The organism is Luteibacter sp. (assembly GCF_051958795.1).
Taxonomy (GTDB): domain Bacteria; phylum Pseudomonadota; class Gammaproteobacteria; order Xanthomonadales; family Rhodanobacteraceae; genus Luteibacter.
Genome location: NZ_JBQCFT010000348.1, coordinates 1 through 24,628 on the forward strand (window position 1 = coordinate 1; position 24,628 = coordinate 24,628).

The window sequence follows — 24,628 nt, forward strand, 5'->3', positions numbered from 1 at the left end:
GGCTCGGGGCTGATGCTCGCGAAGGGCCAGAAGCTCGACCTGGCGGCCGAGCAGCGCCGCCTCGAGGCCGCGGGCTACCGCAACGTGCCGCAGGTGGCCGAGCCCGGTGATTTCGCCGTGCGCGGCGCGCTGATCGATATCTATGCCATGGGCGCGAGCGAGCCCTACCGCATCGAGCTATTCGATGACGAGATCGAATCGATCCGCACGTTCGATACGGAAACCCAGCGCTCGCAGCACCAGGTGGAAGGCGTGGACCTGCTCCCCGCCCGCGAATTCCCCGTGACCGACGAAGCGGCCAAGGCCTTCCGCGTTGCCCTGCGCGATCGTTTCCCGATCGATGTGCGGCGTTGCCCGCTGTACCAGGACATGAAGGAAGGCGTGACGCCGGGCGGCATCGAGTACTACCTGCCGCTGTTCTTCGCGAAGACGGAAACGCTCTTCGAATACATCGCCGACAACGCCCTGTTCGTGCTCGGCGAAGGCGTGCTCGAATCCGCCGCCGCATTCTGGCAGCAGGTGGGCGACCGTTACGACCAGCGCGCCCACGATATCGAGCGCCCGGTATTGCCGCCGGCGGAGATCTACCTGCCGCCGGATACGCTGCGCGAGCAGCTGAACCGGCAGGTCCGCATCGATGTGGTCGAGAAGGCGCACGAGCACGCCGTGGACCTCGGCACCCAGCCTGCGCCGGAATTGCCGCTCAACCGCAAGGGCGAGGAACCCGGCACGGCCCTGCGGCACTTCCTCGCCCACTATCCCGGCCGCACCCTGATCGCCGCCGATTCCGCCGGCCGCCGCGAAGCGCTGATCGAGCAGCTCGCCGGCGCGGGCATGAAGCCGGCGAACGTCGACGGCTGGAAAGCCTTCCTCGCGTCGTCTGAAACGTTCACGATCACCGTGGCCTCGCTCGAACAGGGTTTTGCCCTCAACGAACCGGCCCTGACGGTCCTCACCGAACGCGAACTGTTCGGCGAGCGCGTGCGCACCGACCGGCGCAAGCGCGCTGGCGCCGCGCGCGATCCCGAAAGCATCATCAAGGACCTGACGGAGCTGCAGATCGGCTCGCCCATCGTCCACATCGACCATGGCGTCGGCCGCTACCAGGGCTTGCTGACCCTGGATGTCGGCGACATGCCGGGCGAGTTCCTCACCATCGAGTACGCCAAGGGCGACAAGCTCTACGTGCCCGTGGCCCAGTTGGGCCTGGTCAGCCGTTACACCGGCACCGCGCCGGAACTGGCGCCGCTGCACTCCCTGGGCGGCGATGCCTGGGAGCGTGCACGCAAGAAGGCGGCCGAGAAGGTGCGCGATGTCGCCGCTGAACTGCTGGCGATCTACGCGCAGCGTGAGGCCAAGCAAGGCGAGGCACTCTCCGTCGACCGGCAGATGATCGAGGAGTTCGCCGCCACGTTCCCGTTCGAAGAAACGCTGGACCAGCAACGGGCGATCGATGCCGTGATCGTGGACCTTGCCGCGCCGCGCGCCATGGATCGCGTCGTCTGCGGCGACGTGGGCTTCGGCAAGACGGAGGTCGCCCTGCGCGCCGCCTTCGCCGCCGCGACCGCGGGCAAGCAGGTCGCCGTGCTGGTGCCGACCACCCTCCTCGCCCAGCAGCACTACCGCAACTTCGCCGATCGTTTCGCCGACTGGCCGGTGCGCGTCGAAGTGCTCTCGCGATTCAAGTCGAAGAAGGAAGTGGACAACGCACTGGAACGCCTGGCCGATGGCCAGGTCGACGTGATGGTCGGCACGCACAAGCTGCTCCAGCCGGATATCCGCTTCAAGAACCTTGGCCTCGTCATCGTCGACGAAGAGCAGCGCTTTGGCGTGCGCCAGAAAGAGCAGCTGAAGAAGCTTCGCGCGGAGGTGGATCTGCTCACCCTCACCGCGACGCCGATCCCGCGCACGCTGAACATGGCCATGAGCGGCTTGCGCGACCTGTCGATCATCGCGACGCCGCCGGCCCATCGCACGGCCGTGCGTACGCTGATTTCCACCTGGCAGCCTGCCCTGATCCGCGAGGCGATCCAGCGCGAGCTGGCACGTGGCGGCCAGGTGTACTTCCTGCACAACGAGGTGGAATCGATCGAACGCCAGGCGCGTGAGCTGGGTGAGCTGATCCCCGAAGCGCGCATCCGCGTGGCCCATGGCCAGATGCCCGAGCGTGAGCTCGAGCAGGTCATGGCGGATTTCCACCGCCAGCGCTTCAACGTGCTGGTTTCCACCACCATCATCGAATCGGGCATCGATATCCCCACGGCCAACACGATCGTCGTGAACCGGGCGGATCGCTTTGGCCTGGCCCAGCTGCACCAGCTGCGCGGCCGCGTGGGTCGTTCGCACCACCGTGCCTATGCTTACCTGATCGTGCCGGACCGCAAGGCGATGACCGCCGACGCCGAGAAGCGCCTGGAGGCGCTCGCCTCCCTGGAAGAGCTGGGCGCGGGCTTTACCCTCGCCACGCACGACCTCGAGATCCGCGGTGCGGGCGAGATGCTGGGTGAGGAACAGTCGGGGCAGATCCAGGAAATCGGCTTCGGCCTGTATACCGAACTGCTCGATCGTGCCGTGCGCGCGCTGCGCTCAGGCAAGATTCCCGATTTCGACCTCACGTCCGAACACGAGACCGAGGTCGAGCTACATTTGCCGGCATTGATTCCGGACGACTACCTGCCTGATGTGCACACGCGCCTGACGCTCTACAAGCGCATCGCCAGCGCACGCAACGACGAAGGCCTGCGCGAACTGCAGGTGGAGATGATCGATCGCTTTGGCCTGCTGCCCGACCAGGCGAAGTGCCTGTTCTCGGTGGCTCAGCTCAAGCTGATGGCTACGCCGCTCGGCATCCGCAAGGTCGACTTCGGCCCTTCCGGTGGTCGCATCACGTTCCGCGAGAAGCCGGACATCGATCCGATGGCCCTGATCAAGCTGATCCAGCAGCAGCCGCGCATCTTCAAGATGGATGGCCAGGACAAGCTGCGCGTGATCATGGAGCTGCCGGGCAGCGCCGAGCGCATCCGCGCGGCGCAGGAAACGCTGGTTTCGCTAGGCGCGCGCAGGCCTAGCTAGCCACGCCGTCGTAGGAGCCCACCCTGTGGGCGACGCCGTTCGCACCATGGCAACAGGGCTCGTTGCCGTGACGCGAAAGATGTCGCCCACAGGGTGGGCTCCTACCTTGGCTGGTGTCAGGAAACGACGGGCGTGGAGCGCACCAGGTACTGCACGCTGAAGCGCTGGTCTTCGTCCATCCACACCTTCTCGACCGACAGGCCGGCCTTGTTGGCCATCTGGGCGAAATCATCCAGCGAGTACTTGCAGCTATATTCCACCTGCATCGCTTCGTCCTCGCGGAACGCGAAGACATCCTGGCCCACATGCACATCCTGGCGCTTCGTGCTCACCAGCGTGGTCTCGATGCGACCAGCGAGCGCGTTGTAACGCGCGCGATGGCGAAACGCATCCACCTCGAAATCCGTACCGATCTCGCGATTGAGCCGCACGAGCATGTTAAGGGTGAAGTCGCGGGTGACGCCTGCGGCATCGTTATATGCCGCCTCGATCTGCGCCGGGTCCTTCTTCAGATCCACGCCAACGATGATGCCGCCGCCATCGCTCATCTCCGTGCGCATCTGGCGCAGGATCTTGATCGCATCCTTCGTCTCGAAGTTGCCGATGGTTGAACCGGGGAAGTAAATGACCGTGCGCCGCGGTGAGCGCGCCGCCACCGGCAAACGCAGCGGCTGGGTGAAGTCCGCGCAGACCGGCTGCATCGGCACGCCGGGGAAGCGCGTCGCCAGTTCCGCCACGCTTTCCATCAGGGCCGTACGCGAGATCTCCACCGGCACGTACGCCACCGGCGTTTCCAGGTGCTCGAGCAGCATCCGCGTCTTGATGCCGCTGCCACTACCGTATTCCACAAGGCGTACGTCCGGGCCCAGGGTCTCGGCGATATCGCCCGCATGGTCGCGCATGATCGCGATCTCGGTGCGGGTCAGGTAGTACTCGGGCTGTTCGCAGATCGCTTCAAAAAGCGCGGAACCGCGTTCGTCGTAGAACAGGCGCGAAGGAAGCTTTTTCGGTTTGGCGGCCAGGCCGCGACGAACGGTGTGGAGGGTGTCCTCGATATCCGGGTGGCGGTCGTCCAGGCGGATGTCTTTCGGTTGAGCGCTCATCGATCGTTTCCAAGTCGTAGCCCCGAAAACTGCCAACGGGCGTGGGGCGGAAAAAAATTGCGATAGGTCGCACGCACATGGTCAGCGGGTGTAGCGCACGAACCTCCGCGGAGGATCCACTGCCCATTCATAAACTTTCCGTTGTACTCACCCAGCGCGCCATCCAGCGGACGAAACCCGGGATAACTGACATAAGGGCTCATCGTCCATTCCCAACAGTCGCCGTACATTTGCCCGAGCTCCGTCTCGAACGAGCTGGCACGGGGTTGGAACACCCCGCCTTCCTGAAGGTTCCCGCGCACCGGGAGATCGGCGGCCATCGTCTCCCATTCCGTGTCCGTCGGCAGGCGCGCGCCTGCCCAACGCGCGAAGGCGTCGGCTTCGAAGTAACTGATGTGGCATACGGGGGCATGCGGGTCGATGGCATGCCGGCCCTGCAGCGTGAATTCGGTTTCGCAGGCGTCGTCCCAATACAACGGACGCTGCCATTGTTCGGTTTGTACCGTGGCCCAGCCATCGGAAAGCCATAACGTCGGTGTGCGATATCCACCGTCTTCGATGAATGCACGGTACTCCGCGTTCGTGACAGGACGATTAGCGATCGAACCCGCCTGCCGGTAGGTCCGGTGTCGCGGCTGTTCGTTATCGAAATGGAAGCCGCTGCCGTCGTGCCCGATCTCGACAACGCGTTCGTCGAACGGAACGTATCGCAATGCCGGCGCCGCCACGGAGAGCGTGCGCGGTGCGTCGGGTGCGTAGGCCGGTTCCAACGGATTCTGTGCGAAGGCGTGCTTGATGTCAGTCAGCAACAGTTCCTGGTGCTGTTGCTCGTGCTGCACGCCAAGTTCGACCAGCGTTACCAGTGCCGCGTCGGCACCCTGCGCGATGAGCTCCGCAATTGCATCATCGATGCGTGCGCGGTAGGCATACACATCCGCCAGCGGTGGCCGCGTAAGCATGCCGCGGCGCGGCCGCGCGTGCATCGGCCCTACCGACTGGTAGTAGCTGTTGAAGAGGAAGAACCAGTCCGGATTAGGCGAACGATATGCCGCATCGCGGCCAAGGATGAACTGCTCGAAGAACCACGTCGTGTGCGCGAGATGCCACTTGGTCGGGCTGGCATCTGGCATCGACTGGATCACGGTGTCTTCCGGTTGCAGCCGCGACGCCAGCTCAAGCGTGCGGCGGCGGATGCGGAGGAAGCGTTCGGCGAGGTCCGCGCCCAGGGGCGTGGAGGGGGCGTTGCCGAGCGGGCGTGCGGTCATGCGCTGGGTTCCATGCTCAGCCAACGTTCCGTCAGCCGTGACGCATGACCATGCGCTAGGAAACGTTCAACCGGTGTGAGTGGTTGTGTCGCCGGCCTTAACGGAAGGTGGACCAAGCCCGTGCCCCCACTCGTTTTTCCCTGCGATACGGCTTAACGTGGTATTACCAACCACCGAGGGTCTCGCCATGCATGCCCGCTACCTGACCGCTGCCTGCCTGCTCATTGTCTCAGTGGCGGCCCAAGCCGCCGGTGCCGCCCCGCAGGAACGCCACGAACTCCCTGTAAACGATTGCATGCGAACCGACCGGATCTCGAACTACACCGTGGTCGACGCCCGCACCGTGACGGTCGCCAATGGCCCCAACTTCTTCAAGATCACCACGGACGTTGATTGCCCGCGCATGGACCTTGGCGGCGGGGTGCGTTTCCGGGCCGCCGACAACATCCAGGCCGTCCAGCCGTTTGCGATCTGCGGCAGCATCACGGAAAAGATCGTCCGCCGCGATGATCCGCCGTGCCAGATCCAGTCGGTCGAGAAGATCGACAAGGCGACCTACCAGCAGCTCAACAAGAGCCACAAGACGTCCGGCCCCGGCACCAGCGGCGGCGTGCGCTAATAAACTTGTGGGAGCGCGCTTGCGCGCGATGGAGCATGAGGCAACCCCCATCGCCCCCGAAGAGGGGATAAACGCGCAATCCCAGCGCGCTCCCACAACGACATGCCGGACTTCCGGCCACAAAAAAGCCCGGCCAAGGGCCGGGCTTTTTTAGTTCACGCTGCGCAACGATCAATAGCCGTCGTCACGCACGTAGCGGGTCGAGTAGCCATCGTCATACGTGGTCGTCGTGGTGGTGACGCGGCGCGTGACCACCGGGCCATCATCGTAGACCACCGTGCGCGGCTGGCTGTAGTACACCGGGCGGTCGACAACGACCGTGCGCGGCTGCGTGGCGTTGTAAACCAGGGCGCCTACGGTACCGGCGACAATGGCGCCAGCGATCCAGCGGCCGCTGTGGTCGTAATAGCCACCGCGGTGGTAACCGCCGTAGTAGCCACCGCCGTGGTAGTAGCCACCGCCGTGGTACCCGTAACCGCCATGGCCCCAACCGCGCGCAAACGTGGTCGGTGCGAACGCCATAAGGCCCACGGCAGCAAGGGCGATGGCGGACTTAACAAACTTGGCTTTCATGACAGTTACCTCCTCAGGTGAGCGCAGATTCGCGCTCGGCCACTGAATCCGAACTGAAGTTTTCTGCACCTGCCGTTCACGTTTTCCACGGATTCACGAACGGCTTCCGGAGCAGCCAGCACCCATGGATATCGTGGCGGCGGGCGAAGTCGAACGGGATGCTCGGTGCGCTCCAGTCTTCAATGGAAAGGTGGGGTTCGAGGGCCGCCTTATCAAGCTGGAAACGGCGGAAATTGTTCGAGAAAACAATGACCCCTTCCGGCAGCAGACGCTCCGCGCAAAGCAGCAGCAGCTTCACGTGGTCGCGCTGGACATCGAAGTCGTCCGCCTTCTTCGAGTTGGAGAAGGTCGGCGGGTCGACGTAGATCAGGCCGTACTGCATCGTGCGGCTCTCGAGGAACTTCACGGCGTCTTCCCGCACCAGGCGGTGCCGGTTGCCGGTGAAGTCGTTCAGGGCCAGGTTTTTCGAAGCCCAGTCGAGGTAGGTGCCCGACAGGTCCACGGTAGTGGTGTCGCGCGCGCCGCCCGCTGCGGCATAGACGCTGGCCGTGCCGGTGTAGGCGAACAGGTTGAGGAAATGCTTGCCGGCGGCAAGTTCCCGGATCTTCGCGCGCACCAGCCGGTGGTCGAGGAACAGCCCGGTATCGAGGTAGTCGGTCGGGTTGATCAGGAACTTCAGCCCGCCCTCGTGCACCTCGACGAACTGGCCCTGCTGGTCGAACTGGCCGTACTTCGAGCCACCCTTGCCGCGCTCGCGGGTCTTCACCGCGATGTGATCACGGTCAATGCCCAGCACCTCGGCGGCGACGCGCACGACCTCGCGCAGGCGGGTGCGTGCGACGTCCACCGGGATGTCCTGCGGCGCCTTGTATTCCTGGATGTGCAGCCAGTCCTCGTAGACGTCGATCGCGGCGGCGTATTCCGGCAGGTCCTGGTCGTACGCGCGCCAGCAGGTGATGCCCTCGCGGGCCAGCCGCTTGCGCAGGTGGCGGACGTTCTTCTCAAGCCGGTTCTTCAGCATCTGCGCGCCGTCGGACAACGGCTTCAGCTCGCGCGGCGGGGCATCGCCGGCAGCGCGCAGGCTGAACGTGAGCAGCGGCGTTTCCAGCGCGCCGTTGTAGAGCGCGTAGCGCTTGTCGGGGGACAGGCGCAGGGCGCGGCCCAGCTCCTCGTCGCCCGCGAGGACGGCGGCGCGCCAGCCCGGGAACCGATCCTTCAGGGCCTGGCCCAGCTGGCGGTACAGGTGCGGCAGCTCGGCGCGGTCACCCAGGCGCTCGCCGTACGGCGGGTTGGTGATAACGAGGCCCAGCGGCGTTTCCGGCGGCGGCTCGACATGCACCGCGTCGCGCCGATCGAGGTGGATGAAGCCCGCCACGCCCGCGGTCTGCGCGTTGCGCTTGGCGGTCTGGACCATGTGGGCATCGGTATCGCTACCGAAGAACACCGGGCGCAGGTTGCGCATGCCCTCGTCGGTGGTGGCCTTCGCCTCCTCCCACAACTGCTTCCACAGCGCGTAGTCGTGCTTGAGCCAGCCGAGGAAGCCGAAGTAGCCGCGACGCAGGCCGGGCGCCGCACCGGCGGCCATCAGCGCGCCTTCGATCAACAGGGTGCCCGAGCCGCACATCGGATCGACCAGCGCGCCGCCTTCGGCGTACAGGCGCGGCCACTGGGCGCGCACGAGCATGGCGGCGGCCAGGTTTTCCTTCAGCGGGGCTTCGCCCTGTCGCTCGCGCCAGCCGCGACGGTGCAGCGGTGAGCCGGACAGGTCGATGGAGAGCGTGGCGCGATCGCGGCGGACACGGACGTTCACCTGGACATCCGGCTCGTCCGTTTCGACGTCGGGGCGAGCGCCACTGGCCGTGCGGAACTGGTCGACGATGCCGTCCTTGGTCTTCAGCGCGATGAACTGGCTGTGGGTAAGCTTGCTCAGGGCGGTGTTGGCATCCACCGCGAGCGTGCCGTGCGGCGCCAGGTGCTCCGCCCAGTTGATCGACTGCACACCCTGGTACAGGTCTTCCGGCGTGGCCGCGTCGAATTCCGCCAGCGGCAGGAGCACGCGGCTGGCCATGCGCGACCAGAGGCAGGCGCGATAAGCCGTTTCCAGCGTGCCTGTGAACGAGACGCCCGCGAGCGCCTCCTTCACGTCCCCGGCGCCGATGGCGACCAGTTCATCTTTCAGGAGGTACTCGAGGCCCTTCGGGCAAGTGGCGAAAAAGTTCATGCCAGGCTGTCCAGGAAGCGGCGGAATTCGGCGTCGATATCGCCGAGGGTGGCGGAAAGGCGGTGGTCGTCCTGCACGAGCAGCAGCGGGGCACCCTGGCCGCGGGCGAAGGCGATGGCGCCTTCGACGGGGCAGATGTCATCCGCATAGCCGTGAACCAGGAACGTCGGCACATCCGGCTTCGCGGCGAAGGCGCGCGGGTAGCCCGGGATTTCGGCCGGCAGTGCCAGCAGGAACAGGCCGGCCACAGGCGAGTCGAGCGAGGCCAGGCCAGAGACGAAGGCGCCCATGCTGGAACCGACCAGGACCGGGGGCACCGGCGAGGCGGCGATGGCCCCGGCCAGGCGCGACAGGCGCGGGTCGATCGAGCCGGCGTGGCCCTTCAGGTCGTCCTCCCGGTAATCCGGGCGGTGGGTGGTCCAGCCAAGGGCTTCGGCGGTGGCCGCCAGGGCGCTGACCTTGGTGGCATCGGGGCCGGAATCGGACCCGTGGGAAAGAATGATGTGTCCGCGCATGGCGGTCTCCGTACGCGGATCGACTGGCTATGTTATCAAAGCGGCATGATCGACATCCTGCGCGCCCCCCTGCCCTATGAATCCCGGCTCCCTGAACGAGCGGGCGACACCATCGACCTCGTGGTCATCCATTGCACCGAACTGCCGGACCTGGCGATGGCCCGCGAATATGGCGAGCGCGTCCTGTACGAGGATCGCGGCACGGGGGCGTCCGGCCACTACTACATCGACCGGGATGGCTCGATCCTCTGCTACGTGGATCCGTCGCGGGTGGCCAACCACACGCGCGGCTACAACCCGCGCTCCATCGGCATCGAGCTGGTGAACCTGGGCCGCTACCCGGACTGGTTCCACACGGCGAAGCAGGAAATGACCGAGCCCTACCCGCCGGCACAGGTCGCCGCGTTGCGCTCCCTGCTCGACCACCTGGTGGAGCGCTTCCCGTCGCTGCGCCATATCGCCGGCCACGAAGACCTCGACACGGCCATGGTCCCGTCCAGCGATGATCCCGAGAACGAGGTGCCGCGCAAGCGCGACCCGGGCCCGCAGTTCCCTTGGGCACGCGCGTACGACGATGGCCGGCTCGGCCGGATCAAGGCCTGATTCCCTATAATCGGCGGCTACCGCGCACTGTTCCCAAAGGGATACCCATGCAGGACAACCACGTCGGCGAGCTCGTCGAACTGCTCGAACTCGAACGCCTCGAAGACAACCTGTTCCGCGGCCAGAGCCGCGACATCGGCACGCGCTTCGTCTTCGGCGGCCAGGTGCTGGGCCAGGCGCTCTCCGCCGCCCAGCGCACGGTGCCCCCGGACCGCGTCGCGCATTCCCTGCACGCCTACTTCCTCCGCGCCGGCGATATCGATGCGCCGATCGTTTACAGCGTCGAACGCACGCGCGATGGCGGCTCGTTCTCCGCGCGCCGCGTCGTCGCGATCCAGCACGGCCAGCCCATCCTCAACGGCTCCATCTCGTTCCAGGTGCCCGAGGGTGGGTACGAACACCAGATGTCGATGCCCGAGGTGCCTGCACCGGAAGACGTCGAGCCGATGCCGGCGATGTCTGCCGAACAGCTCGCCCGCCTGCCGGAGAAGACCCAGCGCTGGCTCGGCAAGGATGGCCCGTTCGAGTTCCGCCACGTCTGGCCCCGCGATGAACTGCGCCCGGCCAAGCGCCCGCCTTACCAGCACATCTGGTTCCGCCTGACGGCACCGATCGCCGATACGCTTTCGCTGCACCAGGCACTGCTTGCGTATGCGTCGGATTTCCACCTGATCGGCACAGCGACGCTGCCGCACGGCATCTCCTACCTCACCCGCAACATGCAGATGGCCAGCCTGGACCACGCCCTGTGGTTCCATCGCGACTTCCGCATCGATGACTGGCTGCTCTATTCGTTCGACAGCCCCACTTCGCAGGGTGGCCGTGGCCTGGCTCGCGGCATGATCTACACGCGCGATGGCAAGCTCATCGGCAGCACCGCCCAGGAAGGCCTGATCCGCGTGCGTCCTGACTGAGACGCCATGCAGATCGAGCTGCGGCACCTGCGATATTTCATTGCCGTGGCCGATGAGCTGCATTTCAGCCGCGCCGCCGAGCGGCTGGGAATTTCCCAGCCGCCTTTGAGCCAGCAGATTCGCGATCTCGAGGCACAACTTGGCGTGCGCCTGCTGCGCCGGACGAACCGCCGCGTTGAGCTCACGGATGCAGGGCGTGTATACCTCGTAGCGGCGCGCGACATTATTGCGCGGGTGGATGAAGCCGGGGACATGGCGCGCCGTGCGGAGCGTGGCGAGATCGGCGAGCTGCACGTGGGGTTCACCCAGAGCACGCCGCTGATCGAACGGTTTCCACGTGCAGTGCGCGCGTTCCGCGATGCCTACCCTGCCGTGCGACTGGTGCTGAAGGAATACAACACGCTGCAACAGATCGAGCGCTTGCTCGAGGGCACGCAGCAGGTCGGATTGATACGCGGAACCGACCTTCCACCACCGCTTGTGGCACGCAAGCTCGTCGACGACCCGTTGGTCGCCGTTTTACGCGCCGACCATCCACTGGCGAAAGGCCGCCGGCCGCGCGTCCGCGTCGAACAGCTCGCCGACGAACCGTTCGTGGTGTTCAGCCGCAATGCCGGCACGGGCGTAGCGGCGCAGGTCCAGCTGATGTGCCGCAATGCAGGCTTCGCGCCACGTGTTGCGCAGGAAGCTGGCGAGTCAGCGACGATGGTCGGTCTCGTCGCCGCCGGCCTCGGCGTCGCCGTACTCCCCGAATCGATGCGCCTGCTACACGTCGAAGGCGTGGCATACGTACCCATCGATTCACCCGACGCCGCGAGCGCCTTGCACCTCGTGCACCGCCGCTCCGATACATCACCGCTGGTGAAGGCGTTCATGCAGTTGATGCTGGGAAAGCCCCTGTAACGCGCCGTGGGAGCGTGCTTGCACGCGATGGGTGCTTGCGCCACCGCCGATCGCGCGCAAGCGCGCTCCTACGGGATCACGCAGCAACTGGCTTGAGATGCCGGAGCTTCAGCGCGATGCCGAGGCCTGCGGCAACCAGAATTGCCACGTACAGCGCCACACCCAGCCACCCCGCATGCACCCATGCCACGCCACCGAGCGAGCCGGCGATGCTGGAACCCATGTAGTAGGAGAACAGATACATCGACGAGGCGTGCGCCTTGGTGTGCTTCGCGCGCATGCCCACCCAGCCGCTGGCGATCGAGTGGCCGCCGAAGAAGCCGAACGTGATGAGTGCGATGCCTATGACGATGGCCCAGAGCGAATTGCTTGATGTGAGCGCGACGCCGGCAAGCATCATGACCAGCGTGGTCCACATCACCCGGCCTCGCCCCAGCCTGCTAGCGAGCGAACCCATCCAGGCCGATGCGCCCACGCCGATCAGGTACACCATGAAGATGGCGCCGACGTGCGATTGCGATAGCGAGAACGGCGGAGCGAGCAGCCTGTAGGACACGTAGTTGTAGATGGTGACGAACGCGCCCATCAGCAGGAAGCCTTCGGCGAAAAGCCAAGGCAAGCCCTTGTCCTTCAGCAGTTCGGCGAAGGTCGAAATCAACGCGCGCGGATGAGCGCGACGCTTCTCGAAATGCAGTGACGCCGGCAAGCCCTTGGCGACGAGGAAAGCGGCAAGGAGGCCGAGCGCGCCGATAACACCCACGGCCACGCGCCAGGACGCATGGTCTGCCGTGAACCCCGAGATCAACCGCCCGCTCATACCGCCGATCGCATTGCCTCCGATGTACAGGCCCATGGCGAAGCCCAGCGACTCACCGTGCACTTCCTCGCTCAGGTAGGTCATCGCAACGGCAGGCAAGCCAGCCAACGTCACGCCCAGCAACGCACGCGCTGTAAGCAACAAGGCCCAGCTCGGCGACACCGCCGTGAGCAGCACGAGGAGCGAGGACGACAACAGCGAGACCAGCATGATCGGCTTGCGGCCAAAGGCATCGGAAATGGCGCCGGCGAACAGCATGCCCACGGCCATTACCGCGGTCGTCAGCGACAGCGACAGCGAGCTGGTCGCCGAATCCACGCAGAACTCGCGCGAGAACGCCGGCATCAGCGGCTGCACGCAGTAGAGCAAGCCGAAGGTCGCGAAACCCGACGAGAAAAGCGCGAGATTGGTACGCCGGAACGCGGGCGTGCCATGGCGGATGCGCCGATCGACAACCGCCGGCGCGGCGGGGGACGAGCCGTCCACGGGGACCTCCAGGGAATGAGCCAGGTACATAGGCTAGACCCTGAATTGAGTCGAATCGATACCGCGAAAGCTCCGGTTCCATATGCACGACGGATCAATCGAGGCCGGCGTTGTGGGAGCGGGCTTGCGCGCGACGTCGGGTACCGCAACCCCATCGCGCGCGAGCGCGCTCCCACAACGACAAGGCGGGGCTTTTCAGCGTGCGGCAGTACCGGCTGGCAGGCCATCCCACTGCACCGCCTGCGCCAGTTCCTCGTCGGTCAGGGCGAGGTCGCCGGCATCTGCGGCGGCGTGTACGGCGACGATGTGACCATCGTGCCGCGAGAGTTCGCGGTTGCCGGCATCTGTGATGGCCTTCGCCCGCCCATCGTCGGCTGACAACAGCACGAGCAAGGTCTTGCTTCCGGCGGCGAACTTCACGCCGCTGGTCGCACCGGATTTCGCCAGTTCGGCCGATGAGAGCGGCACGGCCTTCACCTTCCCAGCCCAGCGCGGCGGCGCGATGAAGGTGTACCCCGCGGCCTCGTCGCGCCACTGGAAGCGTTTCATCGGCTCGGCGACGGGGGCCTTCTGACCATGCGTACCGGGTGGCGGCTCGGCATGGCTGGCCAGCGGAAGCGCGAGCAGGAGAAGGACGGCGGCGGTTTTCATGGTGGTGGCTCCGTTGAACGCAGCCAGCGTACGCGGGTGCCCCGTGGGCATGGCGTCAAGCGCCACGGTCGCCCGGGTCCTCAACGTGCCCTTCCCGCCCGCTCACCCAGGCGAACAGGACGATGCCCACGACGATGGCCACGGCGCCCAGGCCAGAGACGGCACCCGGCAGCGCTTCATGCAGGAAGCTCACGCCGATCGCCGTGGCGAAGAGCAACTCGGCCGCCTGCATGGCCTCCACGGCGGCCAGAGCCGTGGGCTGGCGGCCGACCCGTTCGGTCGCGTGGAAGAACAACACGGTGGCGATGACGCCCGAAGACAGTGCAACACCCCCGGCGAGAAGCGCCTCATGAGGCGTGGGCGGTCCGACTGTCGCCCACGTAGCCGCCGCGAACACCAGCCAGAGCGGCCAGCTCGCCAGGGTCATGCCGAACACGCGCTGCACCGGTCCCAGCCGGGTGCCGGTGTGTTCCAGGTGGAGAAGGATCTTCCGGTTGCCCAGTGGGTAGGCGAACGCCGCGAGGACGACGGCACCAACCGCGAGCCACGCCGACAGATCCAGTGACCCATGGGCATTGCCGAACTGGAGGAGCATGACGCCGGCGACGATCAGCGCGCCGATCGCCAGGGCGCCGCCGTGCCAGCGGGCGCGCTCGTCGCGATAGATAAACGGAGCCATCAACGGCCCGGCCAGCACGGTCATCTGGAAGCTGCCGGCGATCAGCCATGAGGGGCCACTGGAGGCCGCCCACGTCAGCGGCACGCCGAACAGCACGAAGCCGACGGAACTCCAGCCGAGCCATGCCCGCGGGTGTGAGCGCAATTCGGAAGGAAGCCTGCCCAGCCCACCCTGGAACGGGAGCACGATAGCCAGCAGCGGTAGCGTGAACAGGTAGCGCAGGATCACCGCCCATTGCCAATGGCCACCACTGCTGACGACGGCACGGTTGAGCACATAGGTAAACGTGAAGAACAGCGCCGACAGCAGCGCGATCGCCACGGCCTTCAGGGCGGTGGAACGCATGGGGAGCCTTGCGGGGGTGGAACGAACCCCGACTATGCCAGCCGGCGCACGCCTTCGTCAGCCGCTTCGTTGAGCTCGTTGAGCTCCAGGAACAGCTCCTGCAGGTCACCGCCGATAGAGCGGCCATCGACCACGAGCCCCACTGAACCCTTCACGCCCGCCACCGGGCAGCAGCCATCCGCGATGCCGAGCAGGTTGGCGGTGGTTTCGACCATGACCTGGCAGACGATATCCATAAGGGTCGCCTTGCCGTTCTCGTCCAGTGCCTGGAACAGCGAGAGCGCCCGGACCCAGTGCGGGTCGACGGCCTGGTCGGGCGACATCCTGAACAGGTCCGCGTAGACCGCGAGGTTGTCGCGAACCACGGCATCCTGCAGGGCCTGAACGAAACGTTCGGCGTTCATGGGGGTGTTACCGGTGAATGGGGGATGCGCTTTAGATGGTGGCTGGTGGCGCGGAGTCAATCTCCCCTGGGGCATCGTTCAGGATGGCGCCACGGAGAGCATCGCGCGCAAGCGCGCTCCCACGGTCCGGTGGTAGCTGGCGGCGCGGTAGTAGCGGACTCAGTGGTTTTCGCGGTTCATTCGGCGGGGGCGGCGGTGCGCCGGCACGTAGCCTGGCCAGATGGCGTCGTAGAAATAGCGTTCCTGGGCGCTGGGCGGCTCGTACGGCTTGCTGGCCGCCGGTATCCGCTTTCGCAATGAGGACTCATTGTGCTCGGCCCAGCGCATGATCATCCGCTGCATCAGGGAGACGCCCCGCAGCGTCATCCCCTGCCCCGCCCTGGGCCCATAACGCCAGCGAACGACCCAGCGATCGCCCTGCGGGCTGACACGCGCGAACGCCCGCGTGGTCCCTTCCAGGATCGCGTATTGCCGTTCCCCCATTTGCACCCAGTGGACCATCGCCATGGGGGCGACGTTACGCAGGCGCAGTCTCAGATATGTGGACGGAGTGCGCCGGGTTTCTTAAGTACGTGGCCCAAGCAACTGATTAGCCTGTGGGAGCGCGCTTGCGCGCGATGTGAGGTGCCGCGAGCACCCATCGCGTGCAAGCACGCTCCCACAGCACGCTCCCACAACAGCACGCTTCTACATGGGTTCGAGGTGGGTGATTAGCAGGCGGACGCTTTCGCGGCCTTGCCAGTCGTTGACCGTCAGTTCGTAGGCAGCGCGGAAGCGTTGCGGTGGCGGGGTGCCGTCGTAGCAGCTGAACATCACCGCATCCAGCGGTGCGCCGCCCTGTTCGTGGCGGAGCTGGAAGCGGAGGTGCTTCGTGCCCATGGGCTTCCATGAGGCGCATTCGAAAACGTTCTCGAACAGCGGTGCGGGGAACGCCTGGCCCCAGGGACCGGCGAAGCGAAGCTGTTTCGCGAGGTCGAGCGTGTGGTCGCGGTAGTCGAGTTCACCATCCGTATGCACGATGGCCTGAAGGCGTTCGTCGTCGAGATGCGCACGTGCGGTCGCGTCGAAGATCGCGGCGAAACGGGCGAATTCCGCGGCCTGCATGCTGAGGCCGGCCGCCATGGCGTGGCCGCCGAAACGCAGGATCAGGCCCGGATGCTTCGCATCGATCTCGGCGAGCGCATCGCGGATGTGGAAGCCGGGGATCGAACGCGCGGAGCCACGTAGCTCGTCGGTGTCGTCACCCGCTGGCGCGAATGCCATCACCGGGCGGTGCAGCTTTTCCTTCAGCCTGGAAGCGACAAGGCCGACGATGCCCGCGTGCCAGCCTGGATCAAACAACGCCACGCCCACGGCATCGACGTGCGCGGCGCGGGACACCATGGATTCGGCTTCCTCGACCATGCCCGCCTGCATCTCGCGGCGTTCCTGGTTGATGGCGCTGAGCTGTTCGGCATAGCGACGGGCGATGCCGGTGTCATCGGTGAGCAGGCAGGCGACGCCGAGCGACATGTCTTCGAGACGCCCAGCCGCATTGAGGCGCGGACCGATAGCGAAGGCCAGGTCGGTGGCAGTCACGGTGGCGACCGAGCGATTGGACGCTTCGATCAGGGCGGTGATACCCGCGCATGCCTTGCCGGCGCGCATGCGCTTCAGGCCGGCTTCGACGAACACACGATTGTTGAAGTCGAGCGGCACGAGGTCGGCGACCGTTCCCAGCGCAACGAGATCAAGCAGCGTACCAAGGTCGGGTTCGGCACCTTCAGCGAAACGCCCGGCCTCGCGCATCGCCGCGCGTACGGCGAGCAGCAGGTAGAACATGACGCCGACGCCGGCGAGCGCCTTGCTCGGGAACGCATCGCCATCGAGGTTCGGGTTCACCATCGCATCGGCGGCGGGCAACGTATCGCCCGGGAGGTGATGGTCGGTGATGAGCACGCGGATGCCGCGCGCATGCGCAGCGGCCACGCCCGCCACGCTGGCGACGCCATTGTCGACGGTGACGATCAGGTCGGGCGCCGGCTCCAGCGAAGCGACGAGCGCTTCGCTCAGGCCGTAACCGTGGACGAAGCGATTGGGGACCACGTGGGACACGTGCTTCGCGCCGAGCAGGCGCATGCCGCGCTCGGCGACGGCGGCGCCAGTCGCGCCATCGCAATCGTAGTCACCGGCAATGACGATGCGCTGGTCGTTATCGATCGCTTCGATCAGCAAGGCCACGGCGCGATCCATGCCGCCCAGCAACGTGGGCGAATGCATGCGCGCGAGGCGGTGTTCCGCACCATCCGGCGTACAGACGCCGCGCGCGGCGTAGATGAGCTGGATGACGGGATGGATGTGCGCGGGCCAGCCGCTGGGGGCGCTCTCGGCGGTGCGCTGGCGCCAGGTCTTCACGGCGTCGCCTTGCGCCAGAAGCGCAAGCGGTGGGACTTGTGCAGGACCGTGCGGCGGCCGTCGGCGAACGACAAGCGGAGTTCGCCGCCGTTGGTGAGGCGGCTCTCGAGGAACGGCCACCAGGTGCGGTCGAATTCCGAAGGTTGTACATCCTGCAGGTCCAGGAGTTCGGCGTGGCCTGCCCTGCCTGCGGTGGGGATCGCGCGCGAGCGCGCTCCCACAAGGGTGTCGCGGGGCAGGACTTCCACGCCGGCTTTGTGGCCTAGTGCCCAGACCAGGAGGTCGTCGCTGTAGATGCGGGACTGGCCGCATTCGACCCATGCCGGCAGCGTGCCGGCGCCCCACAGCCAGACGCTGTTGATGGGCGGCAAGCCATCCATCTGGCGTGCGCGGTTGGCCGGATGGTTGTGCAGGACCACCTGGGCTTCGTTGAGCAGCGCGCGCCAGCGGCGACCGTCTTCGCCCTTGGGGAGCTGTTCGAACAGGTCGGCACCCAGCGCCTCTTCGGGTTCGGGAAACGCCGGCACCTGGACGTAGTTCGGCACCTTGAGCTGCCAGTGCTGGGGATCGCCCACCATCAGCGCCATGCCCTCTTCCACGAACGTATCCTGTAACGCAGCGACCATGCTGGATGCGTCGGCGCTGCTCACCGCAAGGTTGCCGCAGCCGAGCAGGCGCGCGCCACTGAGTTCGGGCTGCACCCAGGCCGGGTCCGCACAGACCCACAGCGCATCCCCTGCATCACCGGCCACGCTCTGCCGGATCAGCGCCGCGACAGGGAGCGGGCCATCGGGCCAGCGAAAGCATTCCGACAAGGCGTGCATGTAGCCGGGCGTCGCCGCCGGCAACGACGTGCCACGCGCCAGCCACTGGTTGAACGCCGCAACGAAGCTGAGCTTGTCGCGGCCGGGCAGCAGCACATTCAACACCTGCGCCATCATCAGTCCTCGATTTTTTCGAGCAGTTCCATCCATTCGAACTCGAGCGATTCCTTCTCGCCGCGCAGTTCGGCCTGGCGCTGGCCAAGCCGCGCGAGCTCGGCGGTCGGGCCGCCGTAGACGGCTGGATCGGCGAGCTTCGTTTCGATGCCGGTGAGCTCCTTGTCCATGGCCTCAACGAGCGATTCGATCTTCTTCACCCGGGCGCGCATCGGCTTTTCCTTCTCGCGCTCCTCGGCGGTGAGCTTGCGCTTCTCCTTCGCCTTTTCCTTCACCGGCGCATCCGCCGGGGCGGAAGCGACTGCCGCCGTCTTGCGCGTGGTCGCACGCGTGCGCAGCCACTTCGCGTAATCGTCGAGGTCCCCGTCGAACGGACCCACCTCGCCATCGGCGACGCGCCAGAACTCGTCGCAGACCATGCCGAGCAGGTGGCGGTCATGCGAGACGAGGACGAGTGCGCCGTCGAAATCGGACAACGCGTCGGCCAGCGCTTCGCGCATGTCGAGGTCGAGATGGTTGGTCGGCTCGTCGAGCAGCAGCAGGTTCGGCTTGTCCCACGCGATCAGTGCCAGCGCGAGACGCGCGCGCTCACCACCGGAGAACGCATCGACGTGCTCGAACACGCGGTCGGCCGGGAAATTCCAGGTGCCGAGGTAATCGCGCAGCACCTGCTGGCCGGCAATGGGCGCCTTGTCCTGCAGGTGATCGAACGCGCTCCAGCCATCGTGCAGGCTCTCCACGGTGTGCTGGGCGAAGTAACCGATCTTCAGGTCCTTGTGGAACGGACGTTCGCCGGCCATCGGCTCGAGTTCGCCGACGAGGGACTTCACCATGGTGGACTTACCCGCGCCGTTCGGGCCGAGCAGGCCGATGCGGTCGCCCGCCTCCAGGCCGAAGGCGATGTCTTTCAGCACCACGCGGTCGCCGTAGCCTGCATCCACATGGTCCAGGCGCAGCATCGAGGTCGGCAGGCGCTCCGGCTTGGGGAAGCTGAAGCTGAAGGGACGCTCGGCGCGCACCGCTTCCGTGCCGCTCATCTTTTCCAGGCGCTTCATGCGCGACTGGGCCTGCTTCGCCTTGCTGGCCTTTGCCTTGAAGCGGTCGATGAAGGACTGCAGGTGGGCGCGCTCGGCCTGCTCGCGCACGTGCGCGATCTGCTGCTGGCGCAGGTGCTCGGCGCGCTGGCGCTCGAACTGCGAGTAGTTGCCGGTGTACAGCTTCGCGGTGCCGTCGTGCAGGTGCAGGGTGTGCGTCGTCACCGCGTCGAGGAACTCGCGGTCATGCGAGATGATCAGCAGGGTGCCCTGGTAGCGGCGTAGCCACTCTTCCAGCCACAGCACCGCATCGAGATCGAGATGGTTGGTCGGCTCATCGAGCAGGAGCAGGTCGGAGGGCGCCATGAGCGCGCGGGCCAGGTTGAGGCGCACGCGCCAGCCGCCCGAGAACGAGGCAACGGCCTGCTCATGGGTTTCCGGGCTGAAGCCCAGGCCGTGCAACAGGCGCCCGGCGCGGGCGCGGCCGTCGTAGCCGTTGACCTCCTCGATGCGCAGGTGGGCCATGGCCACCGCCTCGAGATCACCGGCATCGTAGGCGTCCTGCTCGGCCTTCAGGGCCGCGGCCACCTCGACGTCGCCACCCAGCACGTAGTCGATCGCGGCATCGGGCAGGGCCGGGGTTTCCTGGGCCACCGAGGCCATGCGCACCTTCGACGGCATGTCGAGGTCGCCCTTCTCCGGTTCCAGTTCGCCCTTCAGCGCGGCGAACAGGGTGGATTTGCCACAGCCGTTGCGGCCGATGACGGCCAGGCTCCACCCGGTCTGGATGGTGAGGTCCATCTTGTCGAGCAGGGTACGGGTGCCCCGGCGCAGGGCGAGGTTACGAAACGAGATCATGGCGGGCCGAAGAAGGCGAAAGGCGACTGCGCATGATAGCTGCCCTGCCCGCTGGCGTCGCCCGAATGCGACTTGGGGCACAGCCGTGAAGATGGCCACGCGCCGCCCATGGCGCGATTTCGGGCGATCTGTTAAAACGCTGTCCTGCGCCGCATGGGGAGCGCGACGGAGCCATCATGAACACCATCAAGCCTGTTTTCACCGCGATCGCCCTGGCCCTCGTGGCCGTTGCCGCGGCTCCGACCGCCCGTGCCGGCGATACCCTCCTGATGCAGCGCGTGCAGCAGGAGAAGGGCATGAACCTGCCGAGCAAGGGCATGAGCATGGCCGAAGTGGAGCGCCGTTTCGGTGCGCCGACCTCGAAGCTCGATGCCCGCGGTGGCGGCAGCCACAAGCAGCCGGTCATCAACCGCTGGATGTATCCGGGCTATATCGTCTATTTCGAGAAGAGCCACGTGATCCACACGGTGCTCAATACGCCGGCGGGCAACAACACCAACCCGCAGAACCCGAAATAACCCGGTCGGGCAGCGGTCATCGGGAAGCCTTACAATAGCGGGCTTCCCTTTCCCGACCCCGCCCGCCATGACGAACCCCGCTTCTTACCGCCTGCCCGCCGAATGGGAGCCGCAGGCCGGCGTACTCATCGCCTGGCCGCATGCCGGTACTGACTGGGCCGATCGCCTCGAAGGCGTCGAGACCACCTATATCGCCCTGGCCGCCGCGGTTACCCGCTTCGAGCCGCTGCATATCATCGTGGCCGATGCCGGGCTGCGCGAACGCGCGCGGCTGGCGATCGAGGAAGCCGGCGCCGACATGTCGCGCGTGCACTTCATCGAGCTGCCCTACGACGACACCTGGCTGCGCGATTCCGGCCCGATCACCCTGACCGGCCCCAACGGCGTGCTGCTCAACGATTACCGCTTCACCGGCTGGGGCGGCAAGTTCGGCGCCGAGCAGGATGACGCGATCATCGCCGGCCTGCTCCAGCGCGGCGTGCTCAGCGGCCTGCCGCACAAGCGTATCGACTGGGCACTGGAAGGCGGCGGCATCGAGAGCGACGGCAAGGGCACGATCCTGACCACCTGGAAGTGCCTGGTGCAGCGCCACCCGGATCTCTCCCGCGAATCCATGACCGACACGCTGGCTACCACCCTGCACGCCGACCGCGTGCTGTGGCTGGAGCATGGCTATCTTGAAGGCGACGACACCGACGCCCATATCGATACGCTCGCGCGCTTCAGCCCGGATGGCGGCATCGTCTTCCAGGCCTGCGACGACGCCAGCGATCCGCACTTCGAGGAACTGGGCCAGATGGCCACCGAACTCGCCGAGCTGCGTTCGCCGGAAGGTAAGCCCTATGTGCTGCACCCCCTGCCCTGGGCCCAGCCGATCATCGACGAAGGCCGCCGCCTGGCAGCGTCCTACGCGAACTACCTGATCGTGAATGGCGCAGTGCTGGTGCCGGCCTATGGCGACCGCGTCGACGCGGAAGCGGCCCGGATCATCGGGCTGGCCCACCCGGGCCGCGAAGTGGTGCAGGTGCCGTGCCGCCCGCTCATCTGGCAGAACGGCAGCCTGCACTGCATCACCATGCAGTTGCCCGCCGATATCGCCAAGTAAGTTATTCCGAGGACAGACAACCATGACCCGCAAGACCCTCAAGGTCGCCCTCCTCCAGGAAACCGACCGCGGCAGCCGCGATGCCAACCTCGATGCGATCGAGGCTGGCCTGCGCGAGGCTGCGAAAGCCGGCGTCGAGCTCGTGCTGCTGCAGGAGCTGCATAACGGCCCGTACTTCTGCCAGCACGAGAGCGTGGCGGAATTCGATCGCGCCGAGACGATCCCCGGCCCGGGCACCGACCGCATCGGCAAGCTCGCCGGGGAGCTGAAGCTGGTGGTCGTCGCTTCCATCTTCGAGAAGCGCGCCACCGGCCTGTACCACAACACCGCCGTGGTCTTCGACCGCTCGGCCGTCATCGCGGGCAAGTACCGCAAGATGCACATCCCGGATGATCCGGCGTTCTACGAGAAGTTCTACTTCACCCCGGGCGACCTCGGCTTCGACCCGATCCAGACCTCGGTCGGCAAGCTCGGCGTGCTCGTGTGCTGGGACCAGTGGTATCCGGAAGCCGCGCGCCTGATGGCGCTGGCCGGCGCCGATATCCTGTTCTATCCCACCGCGATCGGCTGGGATCCGAACGACGACGACGCCGAGAAGGCGCGCCAGCGCGAGGCATGGATCACCGTGCAGCGCGGCCACGCCGTGGCCAATGGCCTGCCCCTGCTCTCGTGCAACCGCACGGGTTACGAGGCGGATCCGTCGGGCGTCGGCAGCGGCATCCAGTTCTGGGGCTCCAGCTTCGTCGCGGGTCCGCAGGGCGAGTTCCTCGCCCAGGCCGGCACGGACGGGCGTGAGCTGCTCATCGTCGATATCGACATGGAGCGCAGCGAGCACGTACGCCGCATCTGGCCGTTCCTGCGCGATCGCCGCATCGATGCGTACGGCGACCTCACCAAGCGTTACCGCGATTAACCCCTAAGGACCACCGACGCGCATGCAGCCCGCCGAGCACGACGCCCCCCTCCCCGCGGCCCTGGAAGGCCAGCCCATCGAGCGCATGCGGCGCGACGGGGTCGACTACGTCATCCTCGGCACGGCGCATGTTTCGCGCGCCAGTGTCGATGCGGTCAACGCGTTGCTCGAGACCGAGCACTTCGACGCCGTGGCGGTGGAGCTCTGCGAAAGCCGTGCGCACGGTATCCGCGACCCGGAAGCCTTCAAGCAGATGGACCTGTTCCAGGTCATCCGCCAGGGCAAGGCCGGCATGGTCGCGGCCAGCCTGGTGCTTGGCTCGTTCCAGAAGCGCCTGGCGGCGCAGTACGGCATCGAGCCGGGTGCGGAAATGAAGGCGGCGATGGATGGCGCGGATACGCGCGGCATCCCCGTGTGGCTGGTCGACCGCGAGGTCGGTACCACGCTCAAGCGTGCGTGGCGCAGCGTCGGTTTCTTCCAGCGCTTCGGCCTGCTGGCCGGCATGCTTGGCAGCGTGTTCGAGCGCGAGGATATCGCCGAGGCGGATATCGAGAAGCTCAAGCAATCCGACCTGCTCGAGAGCGCGTTCAGCGATTTCGCCAAGGATTCGGCCCCGCTCTACCGCGCGCTGATCGCCGAGCGCGATGAGTTCATGGCCGCGAAGCTGCGCGAGAACGGCGACCGGATGGACGAAGCCGCTCCGAGCCGCAAGGTGCTGGTCGTGATCGGCGCGGGCCACCTCAAGGGCATGAGCCACGAGCTGGGCCACCAGCACGGTGTGCCATCGGCACTCGCCGACGAGCTGGCGGTGACGCCACCGCCGGCGAAGTGGCCGAAGTACCTTGCCGTGGGCATCGTGCTGGCGATCTTCGCCGTCATCGGCTACGCGTTCTATCGCAACCCGAGCCTGGGCAAGGAGGCGCTGCTCAACTGGGTGCTGCTCACGGGTGGCCTCTCGGCACTGGGCGCACTGATCGCCGGCGGGCATCCGCTGAGCATCATCGCCGCGTTCGTCGCGGGCCCGGTCAAGCCGTTCCGCCCGGGCATTCCCTCCGGCGCCGTCAGCGCCATGGTCGAGGCGTGGATCCGCAAGCCCCGCGTGGTCGACTTCGAGCAGCTGCGCGATGACATCACGCACTGGACCGGCTGGTGGAAGAACCGCGTGGCGCGGACCCTGCTGAATTTCTTCCTGGTCTGCATCGGGACGATCGCCGGCGAGTACATCGCGGGCATCCATATCATCCGGTCGTTGCTTTGACCCCGCCGGTTGTCGGCCGCCGGAAGGCGCCTCTATACTCCAATGGCTACTTTCCACCCCCGGCCCCGCCCGGTACCCAGGGAACCATTGATGAAGCGTCTGTATCTGTACGGTCTGATCGCTGTAGCCATGTGCGCCAACGCCGCGCACGCAGAAGGGGATAAAACGAGGGGACGCCAGCTCGTGTACACCTGCCAGGGTTGTCACGGCGTACCCGGTTACTCCAACGTCTACCCCTCGTACCACGTGCCGCACATCGCCGGCCAGAACGAGCAGTACATCGTCAACGCGCTGAAGGACTACCAGAAGGGCTTCAAGGCGCCTGGCACGGGCCGCACGCATCCCTCCATGGGTGCCCAGGCCGCTAGCCTGTCGGACAAGGACATCGCCGACATCGCCGCCTACCTTTCCAGTCTCGCCCAGTAAGCCGCCGAGGACGC

General features: G+C 66.4%; 23 protein-coding genes. 10 read left to right on the forward strand and 13 right to left on the reverse strand.

Going from position 1 to position 24,628, the window contains the following annotated elements; genetic code table 11:
- A partial coding sequence (gene mfd, locus ACTHLF_RS18355) for a transcription-repair coupling factor (RefSeq protein WP_440329228.1) occupies window positions 1–3,072 on the forward strand: 3,072 nt, incomplete at its 5' end.
- Between the two features lie 116 nt (window positions 3,073–3,188).
- Here the strand turns inward: mfd and egtD are convergent.
- Window positions 3,189–4,175, reverse strand: a complete 987-nt coding sequence (egtD, locus tag ACTHLF_RS18360) for an L-histidine N(alpha)-methyltransferase (RefSeq protein ID WP_440329230.1) — start codon at window positions 4,173–4,175, stop codon at window positions 3,189–3,191.
- The gene (gene egtB, locus ACTHLF_RS18365) at window positions 4,172–5,440 is read right to left on the reverse strand and encodes an ergothioneine biosynthesis protein EgtB (protein ID WP_440329231.1); all 1,269 of its coding nucleotides are present in this window, start codon (window positions 5,438–5,440) and stop codon (window positions 4,172–4,174) included. Before egtB ends, egtD begins: the two co-directional genes overlap by 4 nt.
- 187 nt (window positions 5,441–5,627) lie before the next feature.
- Between egtB and ACTHLF_RS18370 the strand changes: the two genes are divergently transcribed.
- On the forward strand, window positions 5,628–6,059 hold the full coding sequence (locus ACTHLF_RS18370; protein ID WP_440329233.1) for a DUF6491 family protein: 432 nt from the start codon (window positions 5,628–5,630) through the stop codon (window positions 6,057–6,059).
- 171 nt (window positions 6,060–6,230) lie between these two features.
- Here ACTHLF_RS18370 and ACTHLF_RS18375 read toward each other — a convergent pair whose 3' ends face one another.
- From ACTHLF_RS18375 to ACTHLF_RS18385, 3 genes are all read right to left on the reverse strand, one after another.
- Entirely contained in the window at window positions 6,231–6,632 is a 402-nt protein-coding gene (locus ACTHLF_RS18375; protein ID WP_440329234.1) for a hypothetical protein, read from the reverse strand.
- A 76-nt stretch (window positions 6,633–6,708) separates the two neighbouring features.
- Window positions 6,709–8,853: a bifunctional 23S rRNA (guanine(2069)-N(7))-methyltransferase RlmK/23S rRNA (guanine(2445)-N(2))-methyltransferase RlmL gene (gene rlmKL, locus ACTHLF_RS18380; RefSeq protein WP_440329236.1), complete on the reverse strand. Its 2,145-nt coding sequence runs from the start codon at window positions 8,851–8,853 to the stop codon at window positions 6,709–6,711.
- Window positions 8,850–9,368, reverse strand: coding sequence for an alpha/beta hydrolase (locus ACTHLF_RS18385; protein WP_440329238.1), 519 nt, complete (start codon window positions 9,366–9,368; stop codon window positions 8,850–8,852). The genes rlmKL and ACTHLF_RS18385 overlap by 4 nt, the downstream gene beginning before the upstream one ends.
- 45 nt (window positions 9,369–9,413) lie before the next feature.
- On the opposite strand from ACTHLF_RS18385, the gene ACTHLF_RS18390 reads away from it, so the two are divergent.
- From ACTHLF_RS18390 to ACTHLF_RS18400, 3 genes are read left to right on the forward strand one after another with little or no spacing between them, the layout of a single operon-like run.
- Window positions 9,414–9,971 (forward strand): N-acetylmuramoyl-L-alanine amidase, encoded by a 558-nt coding sequence (locus ACTHLF_RS18390; RefSeq protein WP_440329240.1) that lies wholly within the window; start codon window positions 9,414–9,416, stop codon window positions 9,969–9,971.
- A 47-nt stretch (window positions 9,972–10,018) separates the two neighbouring features.
- Window positions 10,019–10,885: an acyl-CoA thioesterase gene (locus ACTHLF_RS18395; protein WP_440329242.1), complete on the forward strand. Its 867-nt coding sequence runs from the start codon at window positions 10,019–10,021 to the stop codon at window positions 10,883–10,885.
- Between the two features lie 6 nt (window positions 10,886–10,891).
- On the forward strand, window positions 10,892–11,788 hold the full coding sequence (locus ACTHLF_RS18400; RefSeq protein ID WP_440329243.1) for a LysR family transcriptional regulator: 897 nt from the start codon (window positions 10,892–10,894) through the stop codon (window positions 11,786–11,788).
- Window positions 11,789–11,864: 76 nt separating this feature from the next.
- Here the strand turns inward: ACTHLF_RS18400 and ACTHLF_RS18405 are convergent, their stop codons facing one another.
- The 8 genes from ACTHLF_RS18405 to ACTHLF_RS18440 form a co-directional block, all read right to left on the reverse strand.
- Window positions 11,865–13,115, reverse strand: coding sequence for an MFS transporter (locus tag ACTHLF_RS18405; protein WP_440329299.1), 1,251 nt, complete (start codon window positions 13,113–13,115; stop codon window positions 11,865–11,867).
- A gap of 171 nt (window positions 13,116–13,286) precedes the next feature.
- Window positions 13,287–13,742: a hypothetical protein gene (locus tag ACTHLF_RS18410; protein WP_440329245.1), complete on the reverse strand. Its 456-nt coding sequence runs from the start codon at window positions 13,740–13,742 to the stop codon at window positions 13,287–13,289.
- Between the two features lie 55 nt (window positions 13,743–13,797).
- Complete coding sequence (locus tag ACTHLF_RS18415) at window positions 13,798–14,766, reverse strand: multidrug resistance efflux transporter family protein (RefSeq protein ID WP_440329247.1); 969 nt, start codon at window positions 14,764–14,766, stop codon at window positions 13,798–13,800.
- Window positions 14,767–14,798: 32 nt separating this feature from the next.
- The gene (locus ACTHLF_RS18420) at window positions 14,799–15,170 is read right to left on the reverse strand and encodes a hypothetical protein (RefSeq protein WP_440329249.1); all 372 of its coding nucleotides are present in this window, start codon (window positions 15,168–15,170) and stop codon (window positions 14,799–14,801) included.
- A gap of 159 nt (window positions 15,171–15,329) precedes the next feature.
- On the reverse strand, window positions 15,330–15,677 hold the full coding sequence (locus ACTHLF_RS18425) for a hypothetical protein (protein ID WP_440329250.1): 348 nt from the start codon (window positions 15,675–15,677) through the stop codon (window positions 15,330–15,332).
- Between the two features lie 180 nt (window positions 15,678–15,857).
- Complete coding sequence (recJ, locus tag ACTHLF_RS18430; protein ID WP_440329252.1) at window positions 15,858–17,564, reverse strand: single-stranded-DNA-specific exonuclease RecJ; 1,707 nt, start codon at window positions 17,562–17,564, stop codon at window positions 15,858–15,860.
- A complete protein-coding gene (locus ACTHLF_RS18435; protein ID WP_440329254.1) occupies window positions 17,561–18,505 on the reverse strand; it encodes a phosphoglycerate mutase in 945 nt (314 codons plus the stop codon). The genes recJ and ACTHLF_RS18435 overlap by 4 nt, the downstream gene beginning before the upstream one ends.
- Entirely contained in the window at window positions 18,505–20,394 is a 1,890-nt protein-coding gene (locus tag ACTHLF_RS18440) for an ABC-F family ATP-binding cassette domain-containing protein (RefSeq protein ID WP_440329256.1), read from the reverse strand. Before ACTHLF_RS18440 ends, ACTHLF_RS18435 begins: the two co-directional genes overlap by 1 nt.
- A gap of 176 nt (window positions 20,395–20,570) precedes the next feature.
- Between ACTHLF_RS18440 and ACTHLF_RS18445 the strand changes: the two genes are divergently transcribed.
- From ACTHLF_RS18445 to ACTHLF_RS18465, 5 genes are all read left to right on the forward strand, one after another.
- Window positions 20,571–20,912, forward strand: a complete 342-nt coding sequence (locus tag ACTHLF_RS18445) for a hypothetical protein (protein WP_440329257.1) — start codon at window positions 20,571–20,573, stop codon at window positions 20,910–20,912.
- A gap of 67 nt (window positions 20,913–20,979) precedes the next feature.
- Complete coding sequence (locus ACTHLF_RS18450) at window positions 20,980–22,017, forward strand: agmatine deiminase family protein (protein WP_440329259.1); 1,038 nt, start codon at window positions 20,980–20,982, stop codon at window positions 22,015–22,017.
- A gap of 22 nt (window positions 22,018–22,039) precedes the next feature.
- Complete coding sequence (locus ACTHLF_RS18455) at window positions 22,040–22,930, forward strand: carbon-nitrogen hydrolase (protein ID WP_440329261.1); 891 nt, start codon at window positions 22,040–22,042, stop codon at window positions 22,928–22,930.
- A 22-nt stretch (window positions 22,931–22,952) separates the two neighbouring features.
- Window positions 22,953–24,188 (forward strand): TraB/GumN family protein, encoded by a 1,236-nt coding sequence (locus ACTHLF_RS18460; RefSeq protein WP_440329263.1) that lies wholly within the window; start codon window positions 22,953–22,955, stop codon window positions 24,186–24,188.
- Window positions 24,189–24,278: 90 nt separating this feature from the next.
- Window positions 24,279–24,614, forward strand: coding sequence for a c-type cytochrome (locus ACTHLF_RS18465; RefSeq protein WP_440329265.1), 336 nt, complete (start codon window positions 24,279–24,281; stop codon window positions 24,612–24,614).
- The last annotated feature ends 14 nt before the right edge of the window (window positions 24,615–24,628 follow it).

Coding starts and splice junctions, on each gene's coding strand:
- ACTHLF_RS18375 (WP_440329234.1), bottom strand. CDS start 6,632: ATGAAAGCCAAGTTTGTTAAGTCCGCCATCGCCCTTGCTGCCGTGGGC.
- ACTHLF_RS18415 (WP_440329247.1), bottom strand. CDS start 14,766: ATGCGTTCCACCGCCCTGAAGGCCGTGGCGATCGCGCTGCTGTCGGCG.
- rlmKL (WP_440329236.1), bottom strand. CDS start 8,853: ATGAACTTTTTCGCCACTTGCCCGAAGGGCCTCGAGTACCTCCTGAAA.
- egtD (WP_440329230.1), bottom strand. CDS start 4,175: ATGAGCGCTCAACCGAAAGACATCCGCCTGGACGACCGCCACCCGGAT.
- egtB (WP_440329231.1), bottom strand. CDS start 5,440: ATGACCGCACGCCCGCTCGGCAACGCCCCCTCCACGCCCCTGGGCGCG.
- ACTHLF_RS18395 (WP_440329242.1), top strand. CDS start 10,019: ATGCAGGACAACCACGTCGGCGAGCTCGTCGAACTGCTCGAACTCGAA.
- ACTHLF_RS18425 (WP_440329250.1), bottom strand. CDS start 15,677: ATGGCGATGGTCCACTGGGTGCAAATGGGGGAACGGCAATACGCGATC.
- ACTHLF_RS18370 (WP_440329233.1), top strand. CDS start 5,628: ATGCATGCCCGCTACCTGACCGCTGCCTGCCTGCTCATTGTCTCAGTG.
- ACTHLF_RS18420 (WP_440329249.1), bottom strand. CDS start 15,170: ATGAACGCCGAACGTTTCGTTCAGGCCCTGCAGGATGCCGTGGTTCGC.
- ACTHLF_RS18445 (WP_440329257.1), top strand. CDS start 20,571: ATGAACACCATCAAGCCTGTTTTCACCGCGATCGCCCTGGCCCTCGTG.
- ACTHLF_RS18435 (WP_440329254.1), bottom strand. CDS start 18,505: ATGATGGCGCAGGTGTTGAATGTGCTGCTGCCCGGCCGCGACAAGCTC.
- ACTHLF_RS18450 (WP_440329259.1), top strand. CDS start 20,980: ATGACGAACCCCGCTTCTTACCGCCTGCCCGCCGAATGGGAGCCGCAG.
- ACTHLF_RS18410 (WP_440329245.1), bottom strand. CDS start 13,742: ATGAAAACCGCCGCCGTCCTTCTCCTGCTCGCGCTTCCGCTGGCCAGC.
- ACTHLF_RS18440 (WP_440329256.1), bottom strand. CDS start 20,394: ATGATCTCGTTTCGTAACCTCGCCCTGCGCCGGGGCACCCGTACCCTG.
- ACTHLF_RS18400 (WP_440329243.1), top strand. CDS start 10,892: ATGCAGATCGAGCTGCGGCACCTGCGATATTTCATTGCCGTGGCCGAT.
- ACTHLF_RS18455 (WP_440329261.1), top strand. CDS start 22,040: ATGACCCGCAAGACCCTCAAGGTCGCCCTCCTCCAGGAAACCGACCGC.
- ACTHLF_RS18385 (WP_440329238.1), bottom strand. CDS start 9,368: ATGCGCGGACACATCATTCTTTCCCACGGGTCCGATTCCGGCCCCGAT.
- ACTHLF_RS18465 (WP_440329265.1), top strand. CDS start 24,279: ATGAAGCGTCTGTATCTGTACGGTCTGATCGCTGTAGCCATGTGCGCC.
- ACTHLF_RS18390 (WP_440329240.1), top strand. CDS start 9,414: ATGATCGACATCCTGCGCGCCCCCCTGCCCTATGAATCCCGGCTCCCT.
- ACTHLF_RS18460 (WP_440329263.1), top strand. CDS start 22,953: ATGCAGCCCGCCGAGCACGACGCCCCCCTCCCCGCGGCCCTGGAAGGC.